We start from the raw sequence: 22,118 nt of genomic DNA on the forward strand, positions 1-22,118 counted from the left end.
GACCGCGACCGACGCTGCCGCGACCGCGACCGACGCCGCTGCTGGCGCCGCCGCCACCCCGGCTGCCTCGGCTTCGGCGACGACTGCCGCTCAGTAATTTCACGCTGCGTCCGCGCCGGCACGTCCGGGACGCGGATCAAAGCGCGCAAATTGCGACAGAAAGGGCTGCTTCCTCGATTGGGGAAGCGGCCCTTTTTTTGTCACATTTCGGGAACGGGCATCCTGACGAACGGTTCAAGCGGTTAGTCCAGCCCCCGGAGTATCCGTCATGAAGAAGTTTGCGCTCCCCGCCCTCGCCGCCGCGCTCGCCCTTGCCGCCTGCGACAGCACCCCGAAGGATGGCACCGCGACCGATGCGGCGACCGACACCACGATGAGTGAGCCGATGGCAACCGACACCCCAATGGCGACCGACACTATGACGGCCCCGGCCGCGACCGACACGATGACCGCTCCGGCGCCGACCGACACGACCATGGCATCGCCAACTGCGACCGCGACCGCGACCGCGACGCCGCAATAAACCCTGGCCACAACAGGAGGAGCCTTGAAATGAAGAAACTTGCCCTGACCGCGCTCGCCGCCGCGTTTGCGCTGGCCGCGTGTGACAACACGCCGAACGATGACACCGCCACCACCGCGGGCGACACCACCGCGACGGTCGACGCCGGCACCGACACCACGACCGTCGTCCCGGGCCCGACCGCGACCGAGACCACCGTGGTGACCACACCGGGCGCCACTGCGACGACCACGACCAATGCCAATGGCGACAGGGTCACCGTGGGTCCGGACGGTGTGACGGCGGATGTCGGCGACAGCGACACGCGGGTGCGGGTCAACACCGACAACCCGTCGATGACCGTCGAAAAGAAGTAGGCGGGTTCTACCCGATCGTCACGCCTGCTCCGGCCGGCGTTCCAAGGGGCCGTTCCGTTCGGGGCGGCCCCTTTCCTGTGCGGGAACGCCATCGCGGCGGCGCATGGTACTGCAGGCGATCCGCCCGATCAGCGGCGCCATCCCGCGATAGTGCGCGCGGCCGTAGGTGACCTGCGCGCCTTCGTGGGCAGACAGGCGGCGGTGCGCCTCGGCCAGCGAGTGGTAGGGCAGCGACGGCAGCAGGTGGTGCAGCGCGTGGTAGCGCAGGCCCACCGGCGCCCACAGCGCGGCGACATGGCCGGGCGGCGGGACGTTGACCGTGTCGAGATACTGCGCAGTCACGCTCATCTGCTCGCCCTCGTTCTCCCACAAGTGGGCCACAAGGGTCCGCAGTTGATTGAGCACTGCCACCGCGGAGAACACCGCCAACGCCACCACCAGCGGCCGCCAGCCGATCACGATCAGGCTGGCGATCAACGCCACGCCCCAGATCGCCGCGCCGGTCTCCAGCAGCACGAAGCGCAGCTTGTTCTGCGGATCGGCCGGGCGGCGGCGGAAATCGGGGTTGATCGCCAGGGTCGAGAAGCGCGCCCAGTTGAGCCGGCGCAGCGGCGGGATCAGCAGCCCGAGCGGCGCCAGCACGCCATAACGCAGCACCAGCCCGAGCGGCGCGAGCAGCGCGATGAGCACGAACAGCGGCAGGCTCCACGGCTTCATCAGCGCGAGCGGCAGGTACTCCGGGTCGTCCGGCGTGCCGTAGCGCTTGCGCGAATGGTGGATCGTGTGCCCATCTTCATACATGAACGATGGGGTGAGCATCGGGATGCCGACCAGCAGATTCCAGGTCGTGCGGAAGCCCGGCAGCGCATCGCGGTGCAGGTGGGTCAGCTCGTGGATGAACAGCAGCGCGCGGTAGAGCGCGAGCGTCGAAACCACTCCGAGCACCACCGTCAGCCACAGCGCGGGGGCGAAGATCGCGCCGGCGAGCGCAGCATAACCGACCGCCGCCGAACCCAGCATATCGGGCCAGTAGATGTGTGCCTTCGCCTTCCCCAGATCGCGGGTCAGCTCGGCGGCGGCGCGCAGCAGCGCCTTGTCGTCCTCGTCGCGCGCGCCGCTGTAGGCCGCCGGCGGGGCAGCAACGGGAGCGGGAGAAGGCGCGGTCGTAACGGTCATTTCTTGGCTTTTCCGATGGTCGCCCGCAGCCTATCCGCCGCAGCCAGCCCTCGCGAGGCCATAGCCGCTTTGCGCGATATGCGAAATGAACGAGGTAGCGGGAACGTCCGATGCGCCAGATAGAGTTTACGCCGGTCACGAACAAGCGCGAGCGGCGCGAATTCGTCGATCTCAGTTATCGGCTGAACGCCTCGGATCCCAACTGGGTCGCCCCCCTCAAGATGGAGGCGATCGAGCTCGTCACCCCGGGCAAGAACCCGTTCTTCGAGCACGCCACCGTCGCCCAGTTCATCGCCCGCGAGAACGGTCGCGCCGTCGGGCGCATTTCCGCGCACATCGATCACCTCGCGCTCGCCCAGCCGCCGGAACAGGGCATGGGGCCCGGCACCGGCAATTGGGGCCTGCTCGAGGCGGAGGACGAGGAGGTCGCTCATGCGCTGATCGCCCATGCGGAAGACTGGCTGCGCGGCCAGGGCATGACCCGCGTACTGGCCCCCTTGAGCATGTCGGTGTGGGAAGAACCGGGCCAGCTCACCAAGGGACATGATCACCCGCCGACAGTCATGATGGGCCACCAACCCAAACGCTACGCCGACTGGATCGAGACCGCCGGCGGCTATGCGCCGGCGAAGCGGCTGGTGACCTACGAGCTCGACATCACCAAGCCCTTCCCGCCGCTGATCCAGCGGATCGTCGAGGCGGGGCGCAAGAACGCCCGCATCCGCATCCGCAAGGTCGACAAGTCGCACTTCGATGCCGAGGCGCGGCTGATCCTCGACATCCTCAACGATGCCTGGTCGGACAACTGGGGCTTCGTGCCGTTCACCGAGAAGGAAATCGAATACGCCGGCAAGAAGTTCAAACCGATCGTGTTCGAGGACCTGATCATGGTCGCCGAGTACGACGGCGAGCCGGTCGCGTTTATGATGACCCTGCCCGATCTTAACGAGGCGGTCGCGCCGCTCAAGGGCAGCCTGTTTCCGTTCGGCTGGGCCAGGCTGCTGCTGTGGCTGCGCAAGCCCAGGGTGCGCACCATGCGCGTGCCGCTGATGGGGGTGCGAAAGCGGCTGCAGTCTTCGCGCATGGCGAGCCAACTCGCCTTCATGATGATCGAGACCATCCGGATCGAGGCGCTCAAGCACTACGGCGCCACGCGTGGGGAGATCGGCTGGATCCTGGAGGACAATCAGGGAATGGTCGCGATCGCCGATGCGATCGAAAGCCACGTCAACCGCGAGTATGTGATCTACAAAAAGGCGCTCTAGGCAGGCTTTGTGGCGCGCCCGCCACGGGCTGGCGCAATGGCACTGCTAGGCCGGGAACGCGCGGCGGATTGTGCCGTTCGCGCAATCAGAAAGGCCGGGCGTGTGCCCTGCCCCACGGGAGGCCTGATGGCGAAACGACCGGCCAAGGCCAAAAAGCAGGCAAAGCTCGGCACCGTGCTGCTGGTCGAAGACGATTCGCTGATCGCGATGGCGATGGAGCAGGCGCTGCTCGATGGCGGCGCGACCGCGGTGACGCTGTGCACCACCACCGCCGAAGCGCTCGCAGCGTTGCGCGAGTCGCGGCCCGACGGACTGGTGCTCGATGTCCACCTGGCCGATCGCGACGACGGCTGGGCGGTCGCCGAGCTGGTCAATTCGGTTGGGCCCAACCCGCCGCGAATCGTGTTCTCGACCGGTGCCCCGCAGGACATTCCGCCGGAGATCGCCGAGCTCGGCCCAGTGCTGGCCAAGCCGTACGACCATTCGGAACTGATCGAGGCGCTTCGGCAACCGCCCCGTCCGGGCCTGCTGGGCCGACTGAAAAAAGCGCTCGCCTAGACCGCATCGGTTGCGCGGGTAGCGCCCCGGCGCGCACGCGGACGACGCACGAAAAAAAAGGCCTCCGCTCATTTAAGAGCGGAGGCCCTTCGGGATCGTATCACCAGCCGCTTGGACGGGAGGGGGGGTCTCGGCGGTGACAATGGTAGAATGCTCGACCCGTACGGGCGTTCCCGGCGCCGGACGAATTTTTTGCGCTCGCGAGAACTTTTCTCGCATCACACTGATTTTACGCCATATTATTCTGCCGGTGCGATCAGGCTCGGTCGCGTCAGCGCCCCTCGGCTTGCCCGTCGGATGGCTGATCGACCATTACTGCAAAATTCGCAGCGACGACGACGCTTGCTAAAATATGGCCGGAACCATAGCGCGGCCACGCCGTTTAGGCGCAAGACTCACGGGAAGGGAATGCATGTCGCTCGGGGATCAAGTCGCCGCTAATTTGCCGTATCTGCGCCGTTACGCGCGCGCCCTCACGGGCTCGCAGCATACCGGCGACGCGTTCGTCCGTGCCACGCTGGAAGCCGCGCTGGCGGATGAGCAGCTCAAGAGCTCGCTCGCGGGTGGCCGGGTGCCGCTCTATAAGGCGTTCAACAAGGTGTGGTCGAGTGCCTACCTTGAAGTCGCTTCCGACGATGAGGGCGAGCCCAACCACGAGCATGCAGCGCAGGATCGCCTGCGCGCGATCACGCCGCTGAACCGGCAGGCCCTTCTCCTCACCACGCTCGAGGATTTCTCGATCCCCGAGGCGGCCGAGGTGATGGACATGGATCCCGCCGACGTCGAAGCGATGGTGCAGGAAGCCGTCGACGAGATCGACCGCGAATCGGCCACCAGCGTGCTGATCATCGAGGACGAGCCGCTGATCTCGATGCAGCTCGAGGACCTCGTCCGCTCGCTCGGTCACGAGATCTGCGGCACCGCCGCCACGCGCACGCAAGCGCAGCAGGTGGTGGCGGAACGCACCCCTGGGCTCGTGCTCGCCGACATCCAGCTCGCCGACGGTTCGTCGGGCCTCGACGCGGTGGACGACATCCTGGCGATCGACAGCGTGCCGGTGATCTTCATCACCGCTTACCCCGAACGCCTGCTCACCGGCGACCGGCCCGAGCCGACTTACCTGGTGACCAAGCCGTTCCAGGAATCGACCGTGCGGGCGGCGATCAGCCAGGCGCTGTTCTTCGGATCGAGTCGCCCGCTCGGCTAAGCATTGCGCTAACCAGTAAGGCGCGCGGTTCAGCTCGGCGGGACCGCGCGCTTTCTTGTACGTATCTCGAATTCGCTGCGAATACGGACCGGCACCCACAGCGTGCACGCGACGCCAGTTGGCTCGAACCGCAGATCGACCGGGTGGCGCAGCTCGTGCGCGACGATCTTTTCGATGAGATCGGTGCCGAACCCGCGAGCACGCTTTGCGGGCACCGCGGGTCCGCCGCTCTCGACCCAGCGCACGCTGGCGAGGTCTTCGCGGTCGAGCGCCCAGGTGACTCGCACCTTACCCTCGGCAACCGACAAGGCGCCGTACTTCGCGGCGTTGGTCGCTAGCTCATGGATCGCGAGCCCCAGCGACAACGCGTCGTTGGGCGCCAGCTCCACCTGCGGCCCGGCGAGCTCGATCGACCCTTCCGAGCGCGCGTAAGGCGCCAGCTCCGCCTGGACCACGGCGTTGATCGGGGTGGTGCCCCAATCGGACTGGGTGAGCAAGTCGTGTGTCGCCGACAGCGCCCGAATGCGCCCGTCGAGCCCCTCGGCGAATTCGTCGAGGTTGCTAGCGCGCCGGCGCGTCAGGCTGACGATCGACAGCACGTTGGCGAGCGTGTTCTTGACCCGGTGGTTGAGCTCGCGGGTCAGCGTGTCGCGGATCGAGTTCTGCTCCTCCAGCCATTCGAGCGAGGCCTGGTCCTCGACCGCCTGCTGGGTGAGCAGCCGCGCGACCACCATCAGCAGGCTCGCCACCAGCAGGCCGAACAGGAGCGTGAGCATCGACAGCATCGACAGCGACGGGCCCTTGGTCGATTCGACTTCGAGGGTCATCGGCCGGTTGGCGATCATCACCCGCTCGGCGATCGTCCGCCCGGTGCGCTCGGCCGGCGCGATCTCCGCGAGCAGGTTCTTCCGGTCCGGCGCGCCATCGTAGAGCCGGATGCCCATCTCATTGCGCGTTTCAAGCTGCAGCGCCGAGGACAGGAAGTCGCGCGCGTTGAAGGGGCTGTAGAGGAAGCCCTTCAGCCGCCGCGCTTCGGACACGACATCGAACACGGGCATGTAGATGAGGAAGCCAGGCGTTCGCGCATCCTCCTCCTGCACCAGCACCACCCGTCCGCTGGCGGTCGGACGGACCGCGCGCTCGGCCTCGTCCATCGCGGCGCGGCGGACGGGGTCGGAATACATGTCGAACCCCAGGGCACGGCGGTTCCGCTCGGTATCCGGCAATAAGTAAGTGACCGGCGTGAGCTGGCCGCGCGCAGCGGGAGGGCGCGGATGGACCGGCGTGGTGCCCGGCACGTCAGCCGCCACGCGTTTTTCGTATGCGGCGAGGTCGGCCGGCGAGACTGCCTCGGCCCAGCCGATGCCTTCCGCCCCGCGATAATCGGCATCGAGCCGCAGCTCGCTGACGAACCGGCGGAATAGTCCGGGCGGTACGGTCTTGACCGTGCCAAACAGCGCCGCGCCGGCGCGCAGATAGGCCGACGATGTGTTGCCGCGCCGCTCGATGGCCGAGGCGACCGCCTTCGCAGTCTCGCTCAGCCGCGCCTCTTCCCGGCGCCGCTCGCCCCGCTCGATCGCGAACACGCTCAGCGCGGTAATAGCCGCGATCAGCAGGAAGATCGCAAGCGGGGTCGCCCGGGGATAGGAGATCAGCCACCGCCGCGTGCGCCGAGTGCTGATGTCGGTCTTGTCCAAAAGCTGCCCCGCCCCATTTCCATCACGCCAGCAGCGATGCCCGGCACCGCGGCTATCTGAAGGGAACCAAGCCGCGCAAGCTTCGTTCCCTGCCAATCGGGTCTGAAACTGCGGTACGCGGTCGTCGCGCGCCGCGGTTTTCGTTGTGACGGATCAAAAACGGGACGGGAATGATTTTGGACAAGCGACCAGCCAGGAATGCTTCGCGTGGGGGCGGCAAAGAAAGCGACAAAGTGAAGAACGCAAAAGCTGCCGAACGACCGGGCTGGGCCTCAGGCTTGCGGCAGTTGTACGACACCGTCGTCGACGAACCCCTACCCGACGCCTTCAAGGACCTGCTCTCGAAGTTGGACGACAAGAGCTGATGTCCGACGAGAAACGAACGGTCTCGGAGAAGGCCGACTTCAAGCGAGAATTGACCGGCGTGGTCCCGCACTTGCGCGCGTTTGCGCGCGGCCTGTGCGGACGGCCAGACATGGCCGACGATCTCGTCCAGGAAACGCTGCTCAAGGCGTGGGCCGCGCAGGACCGGTTCGAGCCGGGCACCAGCATGCGTGCGTGGACCTTCGTCATCCTGCGCAACGCCTATCTCACCGACATGCGGCGCAACCGCTTCCGCGGCGATTTCGACGAGACGGTGGCCGAACGCATCCTGACCGCCCCGGCCGGCCAGGAAGAGCCGATCCACCTGAGCGACATGCGCCGCGCGCTGCTGACGCTCCCGCCCGAGCGGCGCGAGGCGCTGCTGCTGGTCGGTGCGGGCGGCTTTTCCTACGAAGAAGCGGCGCAGATCTGCGGCTGCGCGGTCGGCACGATCAAGAGCCGCGTGGGCCGCGCCCGCGCTGCGCTGTCGGCGATGCTCGAGGAAGGCGACGTCCCGCAGCGGGCAATCGGCGACGTCAACGCCCACCGCGCGATCCTCGAGGAACTCGACAAGGTCGCTTCGGGTGACGGGGTCAGCGAGCCCACTCGCTAAGCTCTCTTGATCGCTCGTTCGCCGACAGGCAAAATCGCGGCCGAAACAGGGGATGAGTGAGGGCATGACCGAGGCACCGCCTGCCGACACCGTGCCGCGCCCCGCCGAGCCGCTAGCGACTGCGTCCGCCACGCGCAGCGCCCGCACCGCGCGAATGACGTTTGCGGCGCAGGAATTGCGGCTGATCTCGGCGCTGGTGGTGATCCTCGGGCTCGGCTTGTTCCTCGCGCTGCCCTTCGTGCTGTCGATCGGCTCCGTGGTGTTCCTGCCGCTGGTGACCGCGCTGATCCTGACGATCGTGCTCTCGCCGCTGGCGGACAAGCTCGCGGGTTGGGGCCTGCCCAACGTCCTCGCCTCTCTGGTCGCGATGCTGGTGCTTTTGGCCGGGCTGGTGCTCGCCGGCCTGCTGATCCTTCAGCCGGCAATCGTGCTGTTCGATACCCTCCCGGCGATCCTCGACCAGATCGGCCAGCGCTTTACCGAGCTGCGCGAGCAGTTTGGCTGGCTGACCGTTGCGAGCAAGCGCCTGTCCGAACTGACCGGCCATTCGGGTAATGAGGTGGTGGTCGCTTCGCCCTCGGTGCTCGAACAGTTCGCTTACGCGACGCCGAGCGTGATCCTCGAAACGCTGCTCACCTTCCTGATGACCTTCTTCATGGTCGAGGCGCGGGTGCGGATGCGGCGGCGGCTGCTGCTGGAGCGGGCCGATTTCGGCGCCAGCCTCAAGGCCGCGCGCGTGATTCGCGACGTGCAGGACCGGGTCGCAGCGTACATCCTCACCGTGACCTGGATCAACGCGGGGGTCGGGGTGATCGTCGGGCTTGCCGCGTGGGCGTTCGGGCTCGACGCGCCGGTGATGTGGGGCGGCCTCGCGGCGATCCTCAATTTCTTGCCCTACATCGGCCCGCTGACGATGACCGCGATCCTCGCGCTGTACGGCGTCGGGACGGCGGAGACCGCCCTTGTCGGCGTGATTCCGGCGGCGGCCTACCTCGGACTGCACGCGGTCGAATCGAATGTGTTCACGCCGTCGATCCTCGGCGCCCGGTTCACCATGAACCCGGTGCTGATCCTGATCGCGCTCAGCTATTTCTCGTGGATCTGGGGCGTATTCGGCGCGCTGCTGTCGGTGCCGATCCTGCTGACGCTGACCGCCTTCTTCGACCACGTGGGCAAGCCCAACCTGATCGGCTTCATCTTCGGTGAGCCGCTGTTCCCGGTGGCCGAGCTGGACCCCGCGCCCGAGCCCGACCTCGCCGCCTAGCGAAAGGCCCGCCCCCGACGGTCGGGGACGGGCCGTGATCTCAGGCTAAGCTGCTCTTAGCTCGGGTACTTCCAAGTGGTCCCCCGCGTCAGGTTCTCGGCCGCGAAGGCCCAGTTGAGCTTCCCGTCGACCACTTCGTCGAGGTACTTCGGCCGCAGGTTCTGGTGGTCGAGGTAGTAAGCGTGCTCCCACAGGTCGATCACCAGTAGCGGGTTGCAGTCCTGGTCGGCGAAGGTGTCGCCGTCGTGCGTCTCGCCGATCTCCAGCTTGCCGCCGCGCTCGAGCAGCCAGACCCAGCCGTTCGAGAAGTGGCCGACGCCGCGCTCCTTGAGCTGCTTGGCGAGTTCCTCGGTCGAGCCGAACGCGTCGGAAATCATGCTCTGCAGCTCGTCCGACGGCGTGCCCGCTGAAGGCGCGAGCGAGTTCCAGTAGAACCCGTGGTTCCAGCTCTGGGCCGAGTTGTTGAACAGGCCCTGGTTCTGCCCGCGCGCGCTCTTGATCACATCCTCCAGCGCGGCGTTCTCGAGGTCGGTCCCGGCGACCGCGGCGTTGGTCTTGTCGATGTAGGCCTTGTGATGCTTGCCGTGGTGGAAGCTCAGCGTCTCGGCGCTGATCGCGGGTTCGAGAGCGGTGGGCTCATAGGGCAGCGGCGTGACTTCGAAGGCCATGGTTGTCTCCAGTGGTCGGATAGCGAATGAGTAGCGTCCCGATACATCAATGCGCGTCGGGCGCCAGGGTTGCAACCGCGTGTGCCTTATTCCGGTCGACCGCCGCGGCGAGCGCGGTGTCGGCGGTGACGTTGCCGATCGTGCGCAGGATATCGGGCACCATCTCCACCGCCACCAGCAGCGCGAGCGGCGCGATCGGCACGCCCATCGCGATGCAAATGGGGCCGATCGAGATGACGAAGCTGATCGTGCCCGGCAGGCTGACCGAGCCGACCGCGATCACGAACGCGACCGCCACGCCCGCCGCCAGCGCGACCGGCGTCAGCTGCACACCCGCGAGATGCGCGACGTAAACCGCCACCGCCACGTTCATCGCCGGACTGGTCGCGCGGAAGATGGCGACCGCCAGCGGCAGCACGAACTCGGCGGTTTCCTCGCGCAGGTTCAGCCGCCGCGCGCTGTCGAGCATCGCGGGCAAGCTGGCGAGCGAGCTCTGCGTCGACAGCGCCACCGCCTGCGCGGGCAGGATCGCGCGCGCGAAACGGGCCAGGCCGATGCCACCGACCAGCCACGCGAGCAGATAGCCGCCGATCAGGACGACGGTGCCGGTTGCCACCACGATCAGGATGTAATGCCCCAGTGTCGCGAACGCCGCTCCGCCGCTCGCCGCTCCCACGCCGAGCGCGAGTGCGAACACGCCCACCGGCGCGACCCAGAGCACCGCGCCGATGATCAGCAGCATCGTGTTGGCAAGGGCGCGGAACACCCCCAGCAGCAGGTCCCGCTGGTCGGCCGGCAACCGCACCAGCGCGAGCGCGAAGGCCGCGAAGAACAGCGTCAGCGGCAACATCGCGGTCTCGGCCGCGGCCGCGACGATGTTGGGCGCGATCAGCGATTCGACGAACGCGGCGATCCCCGGCACCTCCTGCGCCTGCCCCTCGGCGGACAGAACGCCAGCCGCTGATGCCGGCGGCGGGAACAGGCCGAGCAGGAATGGCGTGACGAGAGCGCCGACGATCCCCGAGAGCAGCAGCACCACGACCACCCAGCTCAGCATCCGCCGCGCCGCGTCACCCGCCCGCGCGGCCTGCGCCATCTGCGCGATGCCGATCACCAGCAGCGCCGCGACCAGCGGGACGATCGTCACCTGCAATGCCCGCAGCCACAGCGTGCCGACTGGCCCGGCGACCGCGAGCACCGGCTCCGCCACCGTGGTCCGCGCCAGCACCAGCCCCAACGCGAGGCCAGCGACCAATCCCGCCAAGGTCCACCCGGCGGGAATCCGCACGGTGACCAGCTGCCGCTCGGCGCGGCGTTCGGGGAGCGGCGGCGCCGCCTCGTCCAGGGTATCCATTGGCCGCGACGATAGCGCGTTTGCCCGGCCATGCTAGTGACATCGCGCGCGGCGCGCGGCAAAGCGGCGGCGCGCAAACAAGGGACGTTCATGGCACGCAAGTTCTTCGGCACCGACGGCATCCGCGGACGCACCAACGCCGGCGTGATGACCGCCGCGATCGCCATGAAGGTGGGCCAGGCGGCGGGACGGCACTTCCTGCGCGGCGACCACCGCCACCGGGTCGTGATCGGCAAGGACACCCGCCTGTCGGGCTACATGCTGGAAAACGCGCTCGTGGCCGGGTTCACCAGCGTCGGCATGGACGTCGTCATGACCGGCCCCCTGCCCACCCCCGCCATCGCGCTGCTCACCCGCGAGCTGCGCGCCGACGTCGGCGTGATGATCAGCGCCAGCCACAACCCGTTCGAGGACAACGGCATCAAGCTGTTCGGCCCCGATGGCTTCAAGCTGTCGGACGAGGACGAGCTCGCGATCGAGGCGCTGCTCGATGCCGAGCCCGCGCTGGCCGACGCCGCCAACGTCGGCCGCGCGCGCCGGATCGACGATGCTCGCGGGCGCTACATCCATGCGGTCAAGCAATCGATCCCGGCCGATATCCGGTTCGACGACCTGAAAGTGGTGGTCGACTGCGCCAACGGCGCCGCCTACCAGGCCGCCCCTTCCGCGATCTGGGAGCTGGGCGCGAAGATCGTGCCGCTGGGGGTCAATCCCAACGGCACCAACATCAACAAGGATGTCGGCTCGACCTCGCTCGATGCGGTCAAGGCCAAGGTGGTCGAGGAAGGCGCCGATATCGGCATCGCTCTCGACGGCGACGCCGACCGTCTGATTGTAGTCGACGAGAAGGGCCGCACGGTCGACGGCGACCAGATCATGGCGCTGATCGCGCTCGGCAAGATGCGCGACCAGACGCTGCGCGGCGGCGGGGTGGTCGCGACGGTCATGTCCAATCTGGGCCTCGAGCGCTTCCTCGGTAACCACGACCTGACGCTCGAGCGGACCAAGGTCGGCGACCGCTACGTGCTCGAACGCATGCGCGAAGGCGGCTTCAATATCGGCGGCGAGCAGTCCGGCCACATGATCATGCTCGACTACGGCACCACCGGCGACGGCACGGTCGCCGCGCTCAACGTGCTCGCCGCGCTGGTCCGCGCGGGCAAGCCGGCGAGCGAGCTGCTGCACCAGTTCGATCCGGTGCCGCAGTTGCTCAAGAACGTGCGCTTCGCGGGCGGCAAGCCGCTGGAGGATGCACGGGTCAAGGCGGCGATTGCCGATGCCGAGGCTGAACTCGCGGGGCGCGGGCGGCTGGTCATCCGCGCCTCGGGCACCGAGCCGCTGATCCGCGTGATGGCCGAAGGCGACGATGCGGCGCAGGTCGAGCGGGTGGTCGATACCATATGCGACGCGGTGAGGAGCGCGGTCTGATGCTCGCCATGCGGCCCGATTGCGAACGCTGCGGGGCGGATCTCCCCGCCGAAGCGCCCGGCGCATTCATCTGCAGCTTCGAGTGCACCTTCTGCGCCGATTGCGCCGAGGCGCTCGACGACCGCTGCCCCAACTGCGGCGGCGAGCTGATGGACCGGCCGACACGGGCGAAGAAGCTCCACGAAAAGTATCCGCCCAGCGGCGAGCGGAAGTTCAAGTCTTGAGCGCCACGCCGCGCGTGCTGTCGATTGCCGGCTCGGACAGCTCGGGCGGCGCGGGCATCCAGGCCGACATCAAGACCATCGCCATGCTTGGTGGCTACGCGATGAGCGCCATCACCGCGATCACCGCGCAGAACACGCGCGGCGTGCAGGCGGTCGAGCCGCTTTCGGCCGAACTAGTCGCGGCGCAGATCGATTCATGCCTGTCGGACATCGGCGCGGACGCGGTGAAGATCGGCATGCTCGGCTCGCCCGAGATCGCGGCGTTGGTCGCGAGCCGACTGGAGACTTTCCGCGGAACGATCGTGTTCGACCCGGTGATGGTCGCGACCAGCGGCGGCATCCTCGCCGATGAAGCGACGATCGATGCCTTCAAGCCCTTGATGGACATCGCCACGCTCGTCACCCCCAACCTGCCCGAGCTCGAAGCGCTCACCGGCATGCCGGTCGGCAATCACGAAGCGATCGCCGCTGCTGCGCACACGCTGGTGGGCCTGCACGATTGCGCGGTGCTGGCGAAGGGCGGCCACGCGGAAGGGGAGCGCGTGCTCGACACGCTGATCCTCGCGGACGGCGATTTCGTCACCTTCGACGATCCGAAGATCGACACCCGCCACACGCATGGGACGGGCTGCACGCTGTCCTCGGCGATCGCGACACTCGCGGCGCACGGCCAGCCGCTGCCGCACGCGGTGCGCCTGGCGCGTCAGTTTGTCCGCAAGGCGATCGAAAGCGCGCCCGGCTTTGGAGACGGCGCGGGCCCGCTCGGCCACCACGCGGTGCGCTCGCTAGCCTAGAACACCTCGTCGCCCCGGCCTTGAGCCGGGGCAGTGCTGGTCTTCCTCGCGAGGTCGGCAAGAAAGCACCACCCCGGGTCAAGCCCGGGGCGACGAGATATAGATTGCGGGGCGGAGGAGTGAGCCCCCTCAGTCCTCGATGTTATAGAACGCCGCGATGTGGCCCCAGGCCTCGTCGGCGGTCTCGCACCAGCGGAACAAGTCGAGATCGCCCTTCGAGATCACGCCTTCCTCGGCGAACGCTTCCCAGTCTACCACGCGGGTCCAGAAGTCCTTGCCGAACAGCAGGATCGGCATCGGCTTCATCTTGCCTGTCTGGATCAGGGTCAGCAGCTCGAAGAACTCGTCGAACGTGCCGAACCCGCCCGGGAACACCGCGACTGCCTTTGCGCGCAGCAGGAAGTGCATCTTGCGCAGCGCGAAGTAGTGGAACTGGAACGAGAGGTACGGCGTCACGTACTGGTTAGGCGCCTGCTCGTGCGGGAGCACGATGTTGAGCCCGATCGATTCGGCTCCGGCATCGCTCGCGCCGCGGTTGGCCGCCTCCATGATCGACGGGCCGCCGCCCGAGCAGATCACGAACTGGCGCTTGCCGTCCTCGACGATGGCGCGCTCGCTGACCATGCGGGCGAGCTTGTACGCCTCGTCGTAGTACTTGGCCTTCGCGGCCAGACGTTCGGCCACCACGCGGTTCTCGGGCGCGGCGTTCTCGACCAGCAGCGAGGCATGGTCGGGCGACGGGATGCGCGCCGATCCGTACATCACCAGCGTTGAGCCAACCCCGGCCTCGTCGAGCAGCATCTCGGGCTTCAGCAACTCGAGCTGGAAGCGCACCGGGCGCAGCTCTTCGCGGAGGAGGAAGTCGGTGTCGCGGAACGCCAGCTTGTACGCCGGATCGCGGGTTTGCGGAGTGTCCGGGCTCGCCTTGTTGCTGAAGGCGACTTCCTGCTCGGCGCGGTAGAACTTGCGACGCTTGAGGTCGTGCTCGTCTTTGTCAGTCATTGGCCTGCCGATAGGACGCGCGCTGCCGTTGCACAACGGAACTTGCAGGACGGAACGCGCTGGTAAGAAACTGGATGCCCCGCAAGGATTCGAACCTTGATTGACGGAGTCAGAGTCCGCTCTCTTACCATTAGAGGACGGGGCATCGGCGAGAGCGGCACCAACGGCGCCGCATCGCAAGGGGTGCGCACTTAGGTTCGTGCACGCGCGAGGTCAACCCGCCAGAATCGCGAATGCTTGCTCGCTGCCGCGCGACCCGCTAGCGTCGTCGTCAGGTCCTCGCGCCACGCCACTCAAGGAGGTGCGAGAGGAATTGAAAGCATTGAAATGGCGGACTTTTCTCCGCCGGACAAACTGAGGAGCGCGCAGGCAAGGACAAGCGGCAACGGGGGCAGATCGTCCGGCAAGGTAGCCGATTTTCGCTACAAACGCCCCTCGCAGTCCGAACCGCGCACAAAGCCGCCAGGAGCGCGCGGAGACGCACCGCGCAACGATGGCACCGGTGAACGGCGGCAAGCCTATGCCGCGCTCGACCTTGGCACCAACAACTGCCGGCTGCTGATCGCCCGTCCCGCGGGCGAGAACTTCACCGTGATCGACGCCTTCAGCCGCGTGGTCCGCCTCGGCGAGGACCTCGCGATGAGCGGGCGGCTGAGCGATGCCGCGATGGACCGCGCGCTCGCGGCGCTCCACGTCTGCGCCGACAAGCTGCGGCGCCGCAACGTTTCCCTCGCCCGCTCGGTCGCGACCGAAGCCTGCCGCCGGGCCAGCAACGGCGACGCCTTCATCGAGCGGGTGCGCCAGGAAACCGGCATCGCGCTCGACATCATCTCCGCGCAGGAAGAGGCGCGCCTCGCGGTGCTGGGCTGCCACATCCTCCTCGAGCACGGTCACGGCCCCGCGGTGATCTTCGACATCGGCGGCGGCTCGACCGAGCTGGTGCTGATCGAGCAGGGCGAACGCGTGCCGCGCATCCTCGACTGGGCGAGCGTGCCGTGGGGCGTCGTCTCGCTGACCGACACCGTCGGCCGCAGCGAAGGCGATGACGAGGCGGCCCGGCTCGAGCGCTACGCGCGCATGCGCATGCTGGTAGCGGACAGCTTTGCGCCGTTTGCCGCGCGGATCGCGCAGACCGCGACCGCCGACGACATCCGCCTGCTCGGTACCAGCGGCACCGTCACCACCCTCGCCAGCCTGCACCTCGAGCTGCCGCAGTACGACCGGCGCGCGGTCGACGGGTTGATCGTGCCTTCGCAAGCGATGCGCGCGATCAGCGACCGCTTGTCGGGCATGGCTATCGAGGACCGGCGCCAACTCCCCTGCATCGGCCCCGACCGCGCCGACCTGGTGGTGGCGGGGTGCGCGATCCTAGAATCGATCCTCGACATCTGGCCCGCCGAGCGGCTCGGCGTGGCCGACCGTGGCATTCGCGAAGGCATCTTGCGCAGCCTCATGGCGGGCATGCCCGCGCCAGCGCGGCAGACGATATGACAAGGGGCGCGGGGGACAGCACCAAGCGGGTCAAGACCGCGCGTGGGCGCACCGCCTCGTCCAACCGCTGGCTGCAGCGGCAGATCAACGATCCCTACGTAAAGCAGGCGAAGGCGGAGGGTTATCGCAGCCGCGCCGCCTACAAACTGATCGAGCTCGACGAGAAGTTCGGCGTCCTGAAGGGCGTCCACCGGGTAATCGACCTCGGGGTCGCGCCGGGCGGGTGGAGTCAGGTCGTCCGCAAGCGGCGGCCCAAGGCGGCAGTGGTCGGGATCGACTTGCTCGAGACCGAACCGCTCGAGGGCGTCACGCTGCTGCAGATGGACTTCATGGGCGACGAGGCGCCCGCCGCGCTGACCGAGGCGCTCGGCGGGCAGGCCGATCTCGTGCTGTCGGACATGGCCGCTAACACCGTGGGCCACAAGCAGACCGACCACCTGCGTACCATGGGCCTGGTCGAGGCGGCGGCGTGGTTCGCGGTCGAGAACCTTGCACCGGGCGGCGCGTTCGTCGCCAAGGTCTTCGCCGGCGGGACCGACGCCGAGATCCTGGCGCTGCTCAAGAAGCACTTCCGCACCGTCAAGCACGCGAAGCCGCCCGCCAGCCGCAAGGGTTCAAGCGAGTGGTACGTGATCGCGCAAGGCTTCAAGGCGGCATGACCACCGGGCACATCGTGGGCGCGATCATCGCCGCGGGCGTGGTGACGGGGCTCGGGATCTATCTCGAAAGCCGCCTGCGCAATGCGCGCGCCACCCGGATCGCCGAACGCCGCCGGCACGAGGAGCGCAATCGGCGGCGGGGCGATCTGCACTAACCAAAACCCTTGACAGGACTAACCGATTTGGTTATACGCCGCGCCGCCCATCACGGGCATAAAGACCGGAAGGTGCGCGGTCGACAGCGCGGCTTCCTCGCCTCGGCATCCGCCGGGGCACACGGCCGGCACGGGTATTGTGCGTCAGACGGGGCGGCTCTCATGCCGTCAGCTGGCACGACTTACCCAAGCCAATCGGCCGGCAGATCGGATGAAGCAGCCTTGCTGCCCGCCACATGTCCAGCGCCTCCGCATTCCCCCTGGAGGTATGCCGACGGCGGGACAGGGTAGCCACTGGCGCGACGGATCAGTCGCGAGGACGAGAAGGCCTTCGGGCCGAGTGGTGCACGCGAGCCCGCGCCATGCCTCGTTCCGCCGATCGCCGGACTCATACGGGCCGAGCCGGCTGCGCCGCTGATGGGCGTACCGGCCAGGGCCCCAGCAAAGGTGTACTTTGCTGGGCGCACCGTTCGCACCCCGGGGACCGGGCAAGCGGATCGCTTCGGTCCGCCACGCACCGGCTGGGGACAACCGCCGCCCGCTCCGCGCGCACGCCGAAGGCGCCCGCGCCGGCCGTGAGGTCTTATCTATATGGCGCAAGCCGGGTTCGGCGGGCCGCTTTCGCGCGTCCAGCGTCCCGGCGGGCGTACCCTTAGTGGTCGCCCTTGTTCGAATTCGCCGGCTGGTCGCCCGCCGGCATCGCCACCGCGCCCGCAGCGTCGGCGCCGGGCTTCTCGGCCGGACCGGCGGTCGCGGTCTGGTCGCCCGCGGCGGCCTTGTCGGCGCCCTCGGCAGCCGGAGCCGCCGCTTCCGGAGTCGGCAGCGCGGGACCGCCGCCCTGCTGCTTCAGGTAGAGGATGATGTTGGCGCGATCCTGCCCATTGGAGAGGCCGGCGAAGCTCATCTTGGTCCCCGGCGCGAACGCCTTCGGGCTGGCGAGCCAGGCATCGAGGTTTTCGTAAGACCAGTCGCCGCCGTGACCCGACAGCGCGCTCGAGAACGCGAAGCCGGCCTTGCCCTTGCCGATCGGCTCGCCAACAGTGGCCCACAGGTTCGGGCCCTGCTTGACGCCGCCGCCCTGGTCGAAGGTGTGGCAGGTACCGCAGCGGCCCTGCGCCGCCTTCTCGCCCGCCGCGACGTCGCCCGAGGCGAGCCGCACCGCGAGGCTCGGCCCGGCGTCCGCACCGCCCTCGCCTTCCTCGACCACGCCTTCGATGGGATAGCCCATCTCGTGCGGCCGGTGCGGCTTGTCCGCCTGGAAGTACTTGGCGCTCACGCTCGACAGGCCGAGCGCGACGATGCCGGAGAACAGGACCCAGCCGGCGGCGGTGTTGAAGCGGTCTTGCATGTGGTGCGTGGTCCGGAAAAAGGATGGAAATCTGGCGTTGCGCCGCGCTCTAGTCAGGCCGCCGCGCCCGCGCAAGTGGCTTGCCCCGGCATTGCCCGATAGCTAGTCGCCGCCCTGACGATGGACAGCTTCCCAGCCCCGGCACGCGCGATGGTCGACGCGATGCAGACCGCCGCCGCGGCCGACCCGGCGCGCGCGGTCGCCTTCGCCGGCGCGCCGGGCGCCAACTCGCATCGCGCCGCGCTCGAGATGGTGCCCGACTGCCTGCCGCTCCCGTGCTTCAGCTTCGAGGACGCGATCGATGCGGTGAAGGCGGGTCGCGCCGGTGCGGCGGCGATCCCGGTCGAGAACAGCCAGCACGGGCGGGTGGCGGACATCCACTTCCTGCTGCCGGAGAGCGGGCTCCACATCGTTGCTGAGCATTTCCTGCGGATCAATCACGCGCTGATGGCTACCGGGGATGGGCCGTTCGAGGCCGCCTACAGCCACCCACAAGCGCTCGGGCAATCGCGTAAATACTTGCGCGAGCGCGGTATCGTCCCGCTCAGCTACGCCGATACGGCGGGTGCCGCGGCGCATGTCGCCGAGCGTGGGGAGGCGAACATCGCCGCGATCGCCCCGCCGCTCGCGGCCGAACTCTACGACCTCAAGATCGTCGACAACGACGTCGAGGACGCCGCCGACAACACCACGCGGTTCCTTTTGCTTGCGAATGAAGCGCTTCATCCGGTGCCGAACAGCGGCGAAACAGCGATCACGACGTTCGTGTTCGAGGTGAAGAACATCCCCGCCGCGCTCTACAAGGCGATGGGCGGGTTCGCGACCAACGGCGTCAACATGACCAAGCTCGAAAGCTACCAGGCCGGCGCCAGCTTCGCGGCGACGATGTTCTACGCCGATATCATTGGCGCTCCCGGCGAGCCGGCGGTCGACCGCGCGCTCGAGGAACTTGCCTTCCATTGCAAGGAATTGCGCATCCTCGGCACTTACCGGCAGGAACGCGCGCGCGGTTAGTTGCGCCGTAACCGGAGGCGTGCCACCACTCGCCCGTGACAACGGGGACGGGGCAGATCGGCGACGCCGCCAAGGCTTGGGAAGCCGTGCGCGCCGACGACGCGATCCAGTTCGCGCCGGTCACCGTGCCCAAGGAAATACCGCGCGAGCCGAACTGGCTCGACGCAGTGTTCGGTTGGCTGGGCCGCCTGCTGGAACCGGTTGGCCAGGCCCTGGGCATGAGCTGGGGGGTATTCCGCTTTGTCCTGCTGGCGATCGCCATCGCCGCGGTGCTGCTCCTGCTGTGGCGCATGCTGTCGCCCGCGCTCGGCTGGCGGCCCAAGCCCAAGGTCGAGGCCGAGGCGGAAGCCTGGACCCCTGCGACTGGCGAAGCGCTCGCCTTGCTGGAGGATGCCGACGCCCTCGCCGCGCAAGGCCGCTTCGACGAGGCGACCCATTTGCTGCTCCAGCGCAGCGTCGGCCAGATCGCCGCCGCCCGTCCCGACCTGGTCGAGCCGGCCACCACCGCGCGCGAGCTCGCCGCCTTGGGCGCGCTGCCCGATGCCGCGCGCACCGCCTTCGGCACGATCGCCGGCCGGGTCGAGCGCAGCCTCTTCGCCTTGCGCGCATTGGGCGCCGAAGACTGGCAGGTCGCCCGCGCCGCCTACGCCGATTTCGCCCTCGCCCGCCTCGGACGCCGGGCATGAGCGGCAGCTTCAATCCGCGCACCGTGCTGGCGCTGGTGCTGTTCGGCGCGCTGAGCTTCGTCGCGCTCCTGTGGTTCATCGGCAAGGGCGACACCGGGCCGGGTCCGGAGAACGGCGCCGCCCACGCCGCCGGTCATGGTCTTGCAGGGTACGCCGGGCTCGCCGCGATGCTGGAGAAGCAAGGCTACGACGTCTCGCTCTCGCGCAGCCCCGGGCAGTTGGAAGACGAGGCACTCCTTGTACTGACACCGCCTACCAATGCCGATCCCGACGAGATCGTAAAGATCATCGAGGCGCGTCGCTACTCGGGCCCGACACTATTGATCCTACCCAAATGGTTGGCCGTGCCGGCGCCGCCTCGCTTGAGCGGAGCACGGAACGGCTGGGTGCAACTGCTTGGCGCGAGCGCGCCCGGTTGGACAAAAAAGTTGGGCGTGGAACGCCCAATGACCGTCAAGGTCGCCAGCCTGTCCGCGGCTGCCGTGGATTGGGATGGTCTCGGCCTTACCGGACAATTGCCCGACAGAAAACGAGTCCTCGGGCTGGATGCGAGCAGCCGATGGGTTCCGCTCGTGCGCGATTCTGAAGGGCGCAATCTCATTGCCTATGCAAACGACCAGGGGTGCTACCCGCTGCTGGAGGAAGCATCCGGCACTCCTCCGGGCGAGGACTGCGACGGCGACAAGTGGAACCTGACGGTCGTGGTCGAGCCCGACCTGCTCAACAACTACGGCCTCGCCGACCGCAACCGCGCGCGGCTCGCCGCCAAGGTGATCGAGCTGGCGCGCGAAGGGCAGGACATTCCGATCGTCTTCGACCTCACCCTGAACGGTCTCGGCGCGAGCAAGAACCTGCTGACGCTGGCGTTCGCGCCACCATTCCTCGCCGCGACGCTGTGCCTGATCCTGGCGCTGGCGGTGGTCGCCTGGCGCGCGTTCGGCCGGTTCGGCCCGCCGCTCGCCGAAGCGCGCTCGATCGCGTTCGGCAAGGCGCGTCTCGCCGCCAACGCAGCCGGGTTCATTCGCCGCAGCGGACGGCTCCACCTGCTCGGCCCGCCTTACGTCGCGCTGGTCGCCCGCCGCCTTGCCAGCGCGTTCGGCCTGCGGAGCGCCGACCCGTCCGCGATCGACGCCGCGCTCGCCCGCTGCGCGCCGGACGCGGTGCCGTTCAGCCAGCTCGCCGCGCGGCTCGAAAGCGCGCGCGGACCATCGCAAACGCTGCGCGCCGCGCACGCCCTCAAATCGCTCGAAAGGACAGTTGCCAAATGACCATGACGCTCGACCAGGTGCGCGATCTTGCCGCCGCCATCCGCGGCGAAGTCGGCAAGGCGGTGGTCGGCCAGGAGGAGACGGTCGAGCACCTGCTCGTCGCGCTGCTCGCCGAAGGGCACGTACTATTGGAAGGTCCGCCGGGGACCGCGAAGACCTTCCTCGCGCAGTGCTTCGCCTGTGCGCTCGGCCTCGATTTCGGGCGCATCCAGTTCACGCCGGACCTGCTGCCGGGCGACATCCTCGGTTCCAACCTGTTCAACTTCCAGACCAGCCAGTTCACTCTCACCCGCGGGCCGATCTTTTGCGACCTGCTGCTGGCGGACGAAATCAACCGCACCCCGCCCAAGACGCAGGCCGCGCTGCTGGAAGCGATGCAGGAGCGGCGCGTCACGCTCGACGGCGAGACTCACGCCCTGCCAGAGCGCTTCATGGTGGTCGCGACCCAGAACCCGATCGAGAGCCAGGGCGTCTATCCGTTGCCCGAGGCGCAGCTCGACCGCTTCCTGTTCAAGCTGCTGGTCGCCTACCCGAGCGTGGAGGAAGAGGCCGCGATCGTCGCCCGCTTCGGCCAGCGGCTCGGCCCGCCGCGCCCCGCCGATTTCGCCATCCGCTCGGTGACCGACCCGGCCGGGCTGGCGAGCGCGTCCGCCGCGCTCGACCAGGTGACCGTCTCCGAAGGGATCGTCGACTATGTCGTCCGCCTCGTCCGCGCCACGCGCGAGACCGCCGAGCTCTCGACTGGCGCCAGTCCGCGCGCCGCCGTCCAGCTGGCCAAGGCCGCCCGTGCCCGCGCCGCGCTGGAGGGCCGCGACTATGTGATCCCCGACGACGTCAAGGCGCTCGCCGCCGGCGTGCTGCGGCATCGCTTGACGCTGAGCCCCGCCGCCGAGATCGAAGGGCGACTGGTCGAGCAACTGGTCGCCGAGCTGGTCGAGCGCACCGAGGCGCCGCGCTAACCTCATGATCCTGCCCACGCCCCGCGCCGCGCTGCTGGCCGCGCTC

General features: G+C 68.3%; 24 protein-coding genes and 1 tRNA gene. 18 read left to right on the forward strand and 7 right to left on the reverse strand.

Annotated features, from left to right (window positions below; translation table 11 throughout):
• The first annotated feature begins 268 nt into the window (after positions 1-268).
• Positions 269-523 (forward strand): hypothetical protein, encoded by a 255-nt coding sequence (locus tag ELY12_RS00565; RefSeq protein WP_126174763.1) that lies wholly within the window; start codon positions 269-271, stop codon positions 521-523.
• A gap of 29 nt (positions 524-552) precedes the next feature.
• Positions 553-879: a hypothetical protein gene (locus tag ELY12_RS00570; protein WP_126174764.1), complete on the forward strand. Its 327-nt coding sequence runs from the start codon at positions 553-555 to the stop codon at positions 877-879.
• Between the two features lie 18 nt (positions 880-897).
• On the opposite strand, the gene ELY12_RS00575 is transcribed toward ELY12_RS00570, so the two are convergent.
• On the reverse strand, positions 898-2,055 hold the full coding sequence (locus ELY12_RS00575; RefSeq protein ID WP_126174765.1) for a fatty acid desaturase family protein: 1,158 nt from the start codon (positions 2,053-2,055) through the stop codon (positions 898-900).
• A 110-nt stretch (positions 2,056-2,165) separates the two neighbouring features.
• Here ELY12_RS00575 and ELY12_RS00580 point away from each other — a divergent pair, with 110 nt between their 5' ends.
• The 3 genes from ELY12_RS00580 (at position 2,166) to ELY12_RS00590 (ending at position 5,085) form a co-directional block, all read left to right on the forward strand.
• Complete coding sequence (locus ELY12_RS00580; protein WP_126174766.1) at positions 2,166-3,320, forward strand: N-acetyltransferase; 1,155 nt, start codon at positions 2,166-2,168, stop codon at positions 3,318-3,320.
• Positions 3,321-3,446: 126 nt separating this feature from the next.
• Positions 3,447-3,878: a response regulator gene (locus ELY12_RS00585; protein WP_126174767.1), complete on the forward strand. Its 432-nt coding sequence runs from the start codon at positions 3,447-3,449 to the stop codon at positions 3,876-3,878.
• A 412-nt stretch (positions 3,879-4,290) separates the two neighbouring features.
• Positions 4,291-5,085: a response regulator gene (locus ELY12_RS00590; RefSeq protein ID WP_126174768.1), complete on the forward strand. Its 795-nt coding sequence runs from the start codon at positions 4,291-4,293 to the stop codon at positions 5,083-5,085.
• Between the two features lie 29 nt (positions 5,086-5,114).
• Here ELY12_RS00590 and ELY12_RS00595 read toward each other — a convergent pair whose 3' ends face one another.
• A complete protein-coding gene (locus ELY12_RS00595) occupies positions 5,115-6,782 on the reverse strand; it encodes a CHASE domain-containing protein (RefSeq protein ID WP_241229661.1) in 1,668 nt (555 codons plus the stop codon).
• 233 nt (positions 6,783-7,015) lie between these two features.
• On the opposite strand from ELY12_RS00595, the gene ELY12_RS14180 reads away from it, so the two are divergent.
• The 3 genes from ELY12_RS14180 (at position 7,016) to ELY12_RS00605 (ending at position 9,022) form a co-directional block, all read left to right on the forward strand.
• Complete coding sequence (locus ELY12_RS14180; protein ID WP_241229662.1) at positions 7,016-7,147, forward strand: NepR family anti-sigma factor; 132 nt, start codon at positions 7,016-7,018, stop codon at positions 7,145-7,147.
• On the forward strand, positions 7,147-7,758 hold the full coding sequence (locus ELY12_RS00600; RefSeq protein ID WP_126174769.1) for a sigma-70 family RNA polymerase sigma factor: 612 nt from the start codon (positions 7,147-7,149) through the stop codon (positions 7,756-7,758). The genes ELY12_RS14180 and ELY12_RS00600 overlap by 1 nt, the downstream gene beginning before the upstream one ends.
• A gap of 64 nt (positions 7,759-7,822) precedes the next feature.
• Complete coding sequence (locus tag ELY12_RS00605) at positions 7,823-9,022, forward strand: AI-2E family transporter (RefSeq protein WP_241229663.1); 1,200 nt, start codon at positions 7,823-7,825, stop codon at positions 9,020-9,022.
• A 56-nt stretch (positions 9,023-9,078) separates the two neighbouring features.
• Here ELY12_RS00605 and ELY12_RS00610 read toward each other — a convergent pair whose 3' ends face one another.
• Positions 9,079-9,690, reverse strand: coding sequence for a superoxide dismutase (locus tag ELY12_RS00610; protein ID WP_126174770.1), 612 nt, complete (start codon positions 9,688-9,690; stop codon positions 9,079-9,081).
• Positions 9,691-9,736: 46 nt separating this feature from the next.
• Positions 9,737-11,044: a dicarboxylate/amino acid:cation symporter gene (locus ELY12_RS00615; protein WP_126174771.1), complete on the reverse strand. Its 1,308-nt coding sequence runs from the start codon at positions 11,042-11,044 to the stop codon at positions 9,737-9,739.
• A gap of 90 nt (positions 11,045-11,134) precedes the next feature.
• Between ELY12_RS00615 and glmM the strand changes: the two genes are divergently transcribed.
• Genes glmM through thiD form a run of 3 tightly spaced genes read left to right on the forward strand, consistent with a single transcriptional unit; the run spans position 11,135 to position 13,490 of the window.
• Complete coding sequence (gene glmM / locus ELY12_RS00620) at positions 11,135-12,472, forward strand: phosphoglucosamine mutase (protein WP_126174772.1); 1,338 nt, start codon at positions 11,135-11,137, stop codon at positions 12,470-12,472.
• Entirely contained in the window at positions 12,472-12,696 is a 225-nt protein-coding gene (locus tag ELY12_RS00625) for a DUF1272 domain-containing protein (RefSeq protein ID WP_126174773.1), read from the forward strand. The genes glmM and ELY12_RS00625 overlap by 1 nt, the downstream gene beginning before the upstream one ends.
• The gene (thiD, locus tag ELY12_RS00630; RefSeq protein WP_126174774.1) at positions 12,693-13,490 is read left to right on the forward strand and encodes a bifunctional hydroxymethylpyrimidine kinase/phosphomethylpyrimidine kinase; all 798 of its coding nucleotides are present in this window, start codon (positions 12,693-12,695) and stop codon (positions 13,488-13,490) included. Before ELY12_RS00625 ends, thiD begins: the two co-directional genes overlap by 4 nt.
• Positions 13,491-13,619: 129 nt before the next feature.
• Here the strand turns inward: thiD and ELY12_RS00635 are convergent, their stop codons facing one another.
• Both ELY12_RS00635 and ELY12_RS00640 read right to left on the reverse strand, forming a co-directional pair.
• Positions 13,620-14,492, reverse strand: a complete 873-nt coding sequence (locus tag ELY12_RS00635) for an LOG family protein (RefSeq protein ID WP_126174775.1) — start codon at positions 14,490-14,492, stop codon at positions 13,620-13,622.
• A 71-nt stretch (positions 14,493-14,563) separates the two neighbouring features.
• Positions 14,564-14,637: transfer RNA gene (locus ELY12_RS00640), tRNA-Gln, on the reverse strand.
• A 182-nt stretch (positions 14,638-14,819) separates the two neighbouring features.
• Here ELY12_RS00640 and ELY12_RS00645 point away from each other — a divergent pair.
• Genes ELY12_RS00645 through ELY12_RS14185 form a run of 3 tightly spaced genes read left to right on the forward strand, consistent with a single transcriptional unit; the run spans position 14,820 to position 16,797 of the window.
• The gene (locus ELY12_RS00645; protein ID WP_126174776.1) at positions 14,820-15,983 is read left to right on the forward strand and encodes a Ppx/GppA phosphatase family protein; all 1,164 of its coding nucleotides are present in this window, start codon (positions 14,820-14,822) and stop codon (positions 15,981-15,983) included.
• Complete coding sequence (locus tag ELY12_RS00650) at positions 15,980-16,642, forward strand: RlmE family RNA methyltransferase (protein ID WP_126174777.1); 663 nt, start codon at positions 15,980-15,982, stop codon at positions 16,640-16,642. Before ELY12_RS00645 ends, ELY12_RS00650 begins: the two co-directional genes overlap by 4 nt.
• Positions 16,639-16,797: a hypothetical protein gene (locus tag ELY12_RS14185; RefSeq protein ID WP_164549362.1), complete on the forward strand. Its 159-nt coding sequence runs from the start codon at positions 16,639-16,641 to the stop codon at positions 16,795-16,797. Before ELY12_RS00650 ends, ELY12_RS14185 begins: the two co-directional genes overlap by 4 nt.
• A 652-nt stretch (positions 16,798-17,449) precedes the next feature.
• Here the strand turns inward: ELY12_RS14185 and ELY12_RS00655 are convergent.
• On the reverse strand, positions 17,450-18,145 hold the full coding sequence (locus tag ELY12_RS00655; protein ID WP_126174778.1) for a c-type cytochrome: 696 nt from the start codon (positions 18,143-18,145) through the stop codon (positions 17,450-17,452).
• A gap of 120 nt (positions 18,146-18,265) precedes the next feature.
• On the opposite strand from ELY12_RS00655, the gene ELY12_RS00660 reads away from it, so the two are divergent.
• Genes ELY12_RS00660 through ELY12_RS00675 form a run of 4 tightly spaced genes read left to right on the forward strand, consistent with a single transcriptional unit; the run spans position 18,266 to position 22,072 of the window.
• Positions 18,266-19,159 (forward strand): prephenate dehydratase, encoded by an 894-nt coding sequence (locus ELY12_RS00660; protein ID WP_126174779.1) that lies wholly within the window; start codon positions 18,266-18,268, stop codon positions 19,157-19,159.
• A 35-nt stretch (positions 19,160-19,194) separates the two neighbouring features.
• On the forward strand, positions 19,195-19,845 hold the full coding sequence (locus ELY12_RS00665) for a hypothetical protein (RefSeq protein ID WP_126174780.1): 651 nt from the start codon (positions 19,195-19,197) through the stop codon (positions 19,843-19,845).
• The gene (locus ELY12_RS00670) at positions 19,842-21,113 is read left to right on the forward strand and encodes a DUF4350 domain-containing protein (protein WP_126174781.1); all 1,272 of its coding nucleotides are present in this window, start codon (positions 19,842-19,844) and stop codon (positions 21,111-21,113) included. The genes ELY12_RS00665 and ELY12_RS00670 overlap by 4 nt, the downstream gene beginning before the upstream one ends.
• A gap of 2 nt (positions 21,114-21,115) precedes the next feature.
• Positions 21,116-22,072, forward strand: a complete 957-nt coding sequence (locus ELY12_RS00675; protein WP_126174784.1) for an AAA family ATPase — start codon at positions 21,116-21,118, stop codon at positions 22,070-22,072.
• The last annotated feature ends 46 nt before the right edge of the window (positions 22,073-22,118 follow it).

It is taken from the genome of Tsuneonella rigui, from assembly GCF_003958625.1.
GTDB classification, from domain to species: domain Bacteria; phylum Pseudomonadota; class Alphaproteobacteria; order Sphingomonadales; family Sphingomonadaceae; genus Tsuneonella; species Tsuneonella rigui.

Excerpts from the sequence above, each read along its gene's own strand:
- ELY12_RS00635 (WP_126174775.1), bottom strand. The coding sequence starts at position 14,492 with ATGACTGACAAAGACGAGCACGACCTCAAGCGTCGCAAGTTCTACCGC.
- ELY12_RS00610 (WP_126174770.1), bottom strand. The coding sequence starts at position 9,690 with ATGGCCTTCGAAGTCACGCCGCTGCCCTATGAGCCCACCGCTCTCGAA.
- ELY12_RS00575 (WP_126174765.1), bottom strand. The coding sequence starts at position 2,055 with ATGACCGTTACGACCGCGCCTTCTCCCGCTCCCGTTGCTGCCCCGCCG.
- ELY12_RS00650 (WP_126174777.1), top strand. The coding sequence starts at position 15,980 with ATGACAAGGGGCGCGGGGGACAGCACCAAGCGGGTCAAGACCGCGCGT.
- ELY12_RS00585 (WP_126174767.1), top strand. The coding sequence starts at position 3,447 with ATGGCGAAACGACCGGCCAAGGCCAAAAAGCAGGCAAAGCTCGGCACC.
- ELY12_RS00615 (WP_126174771.1), bottom strand. The coding sequence starts at position 11,044 with ATGGATACCCTGGACGAGGCGGCGCCGCCGCTCCCCGAACGCCGCGCC.
- ELY12_RS00600 (WP_126174769.1), top strand. The coding sequence starts at position 7,147 with ATGTCCGACGAGAAACGAACGGTCTCGGAGAAGGCCGACTTCAAGCGA.
- ELY12_RS00625 (WP_126174773.1), top strand. The coding sequence starts at position 12,472 with ATGCTCGCCATGCGGCCCGATTGCGAACGCTGCGGGGCGGATCTCCCC.
- glmM (WP_126174772.1), top strand. The coding sequence starts at position 11,135 with ATGGCACGCAAGTTCTTCGGCACCGACGGCATCCGCGGACGCACCAAC.
- ELY12_RS14185 (WP_164549362.1), top strand. The coding sequence starts at position 16,639 with ATGACCACCGGGCACATCGTGGGCGCGATCATCGCCGCGGGCGTGGTG.
- ELY12_RS00655 (WP_126174778.1), bottom strand. The coding sequence starts at position 18,145 with ATGCAAGACCGCTTCAACACCGCCGCCGGCTGGGTCCTGTTCTCCGGC.
- ELY12_RS00590 (WP_126174768.1), top strand. The coding sequence starts at position 4,291 with ATGTCGCTCGGGGATCAAGTCGCCGCTAATTTGCCGTATCTGCGCCGT.
- ELY12_RS00605 (WP_241229663.1), top strand. The coding sequence starts at position 7,823 with ATGACCGAGGCACCGCCTGCCGACACCGTGCCGCGCCCCGCCGAGCCG.
- ELY12_RS00675 (WP_126174784.1), top strand. The coding sequence starts at position 21,116 with ATGACGCTCGACCAGGTGCGCGATCTTGCCGCCGCCATCCGCGGCGAA.
- ELY12_RS00570 (WP_126174764.1), top strand. The coding sequence starts at position 553 with ATGAAGAAACTTGCCCTGACCGCGCTCGCCGCCGCGTTTGCGCTGGCC.
- ELY12_RS00645 (WP_126174776.1), top strand. The coding sequence starts at position 14,820 with ATGGCGGACTTTTCTCCGCCGGACAAACTGAGGAGCGCGCAGGCAAGG.
- ELY12_RS00580 (WP_126174766.1), top strand. The coding sequence starts at position 2,166 with ATGCGCCAGATAGAGTTTACGCCGGTCACGAACAAGCGCGAGCGGCGC.
- ELY12_RS00565 (WP_126174763.1), top strand. The coding sequence starts at position 269 with ATGAAGAAGTTTGCGCTCCCCGCCCTCGCCGCCGCGCTCGCCCTTGCC.
- ELY12_RS00660 (WP_126174779.1), top strand. The coding sequence starts at position 18,266 with ATGGACAGCTTCCCAGCCCCGGCACGCGCGATGGTCGACGCGATGCAG.
- ELY12_RS00670 (WP_126174781.1), top strand. The coding sequence starts at position 19,842 with ATGAGCGGCAGCTTCAATCCGCGCACCGTGCTGGCGCTGGTGCTGTTC.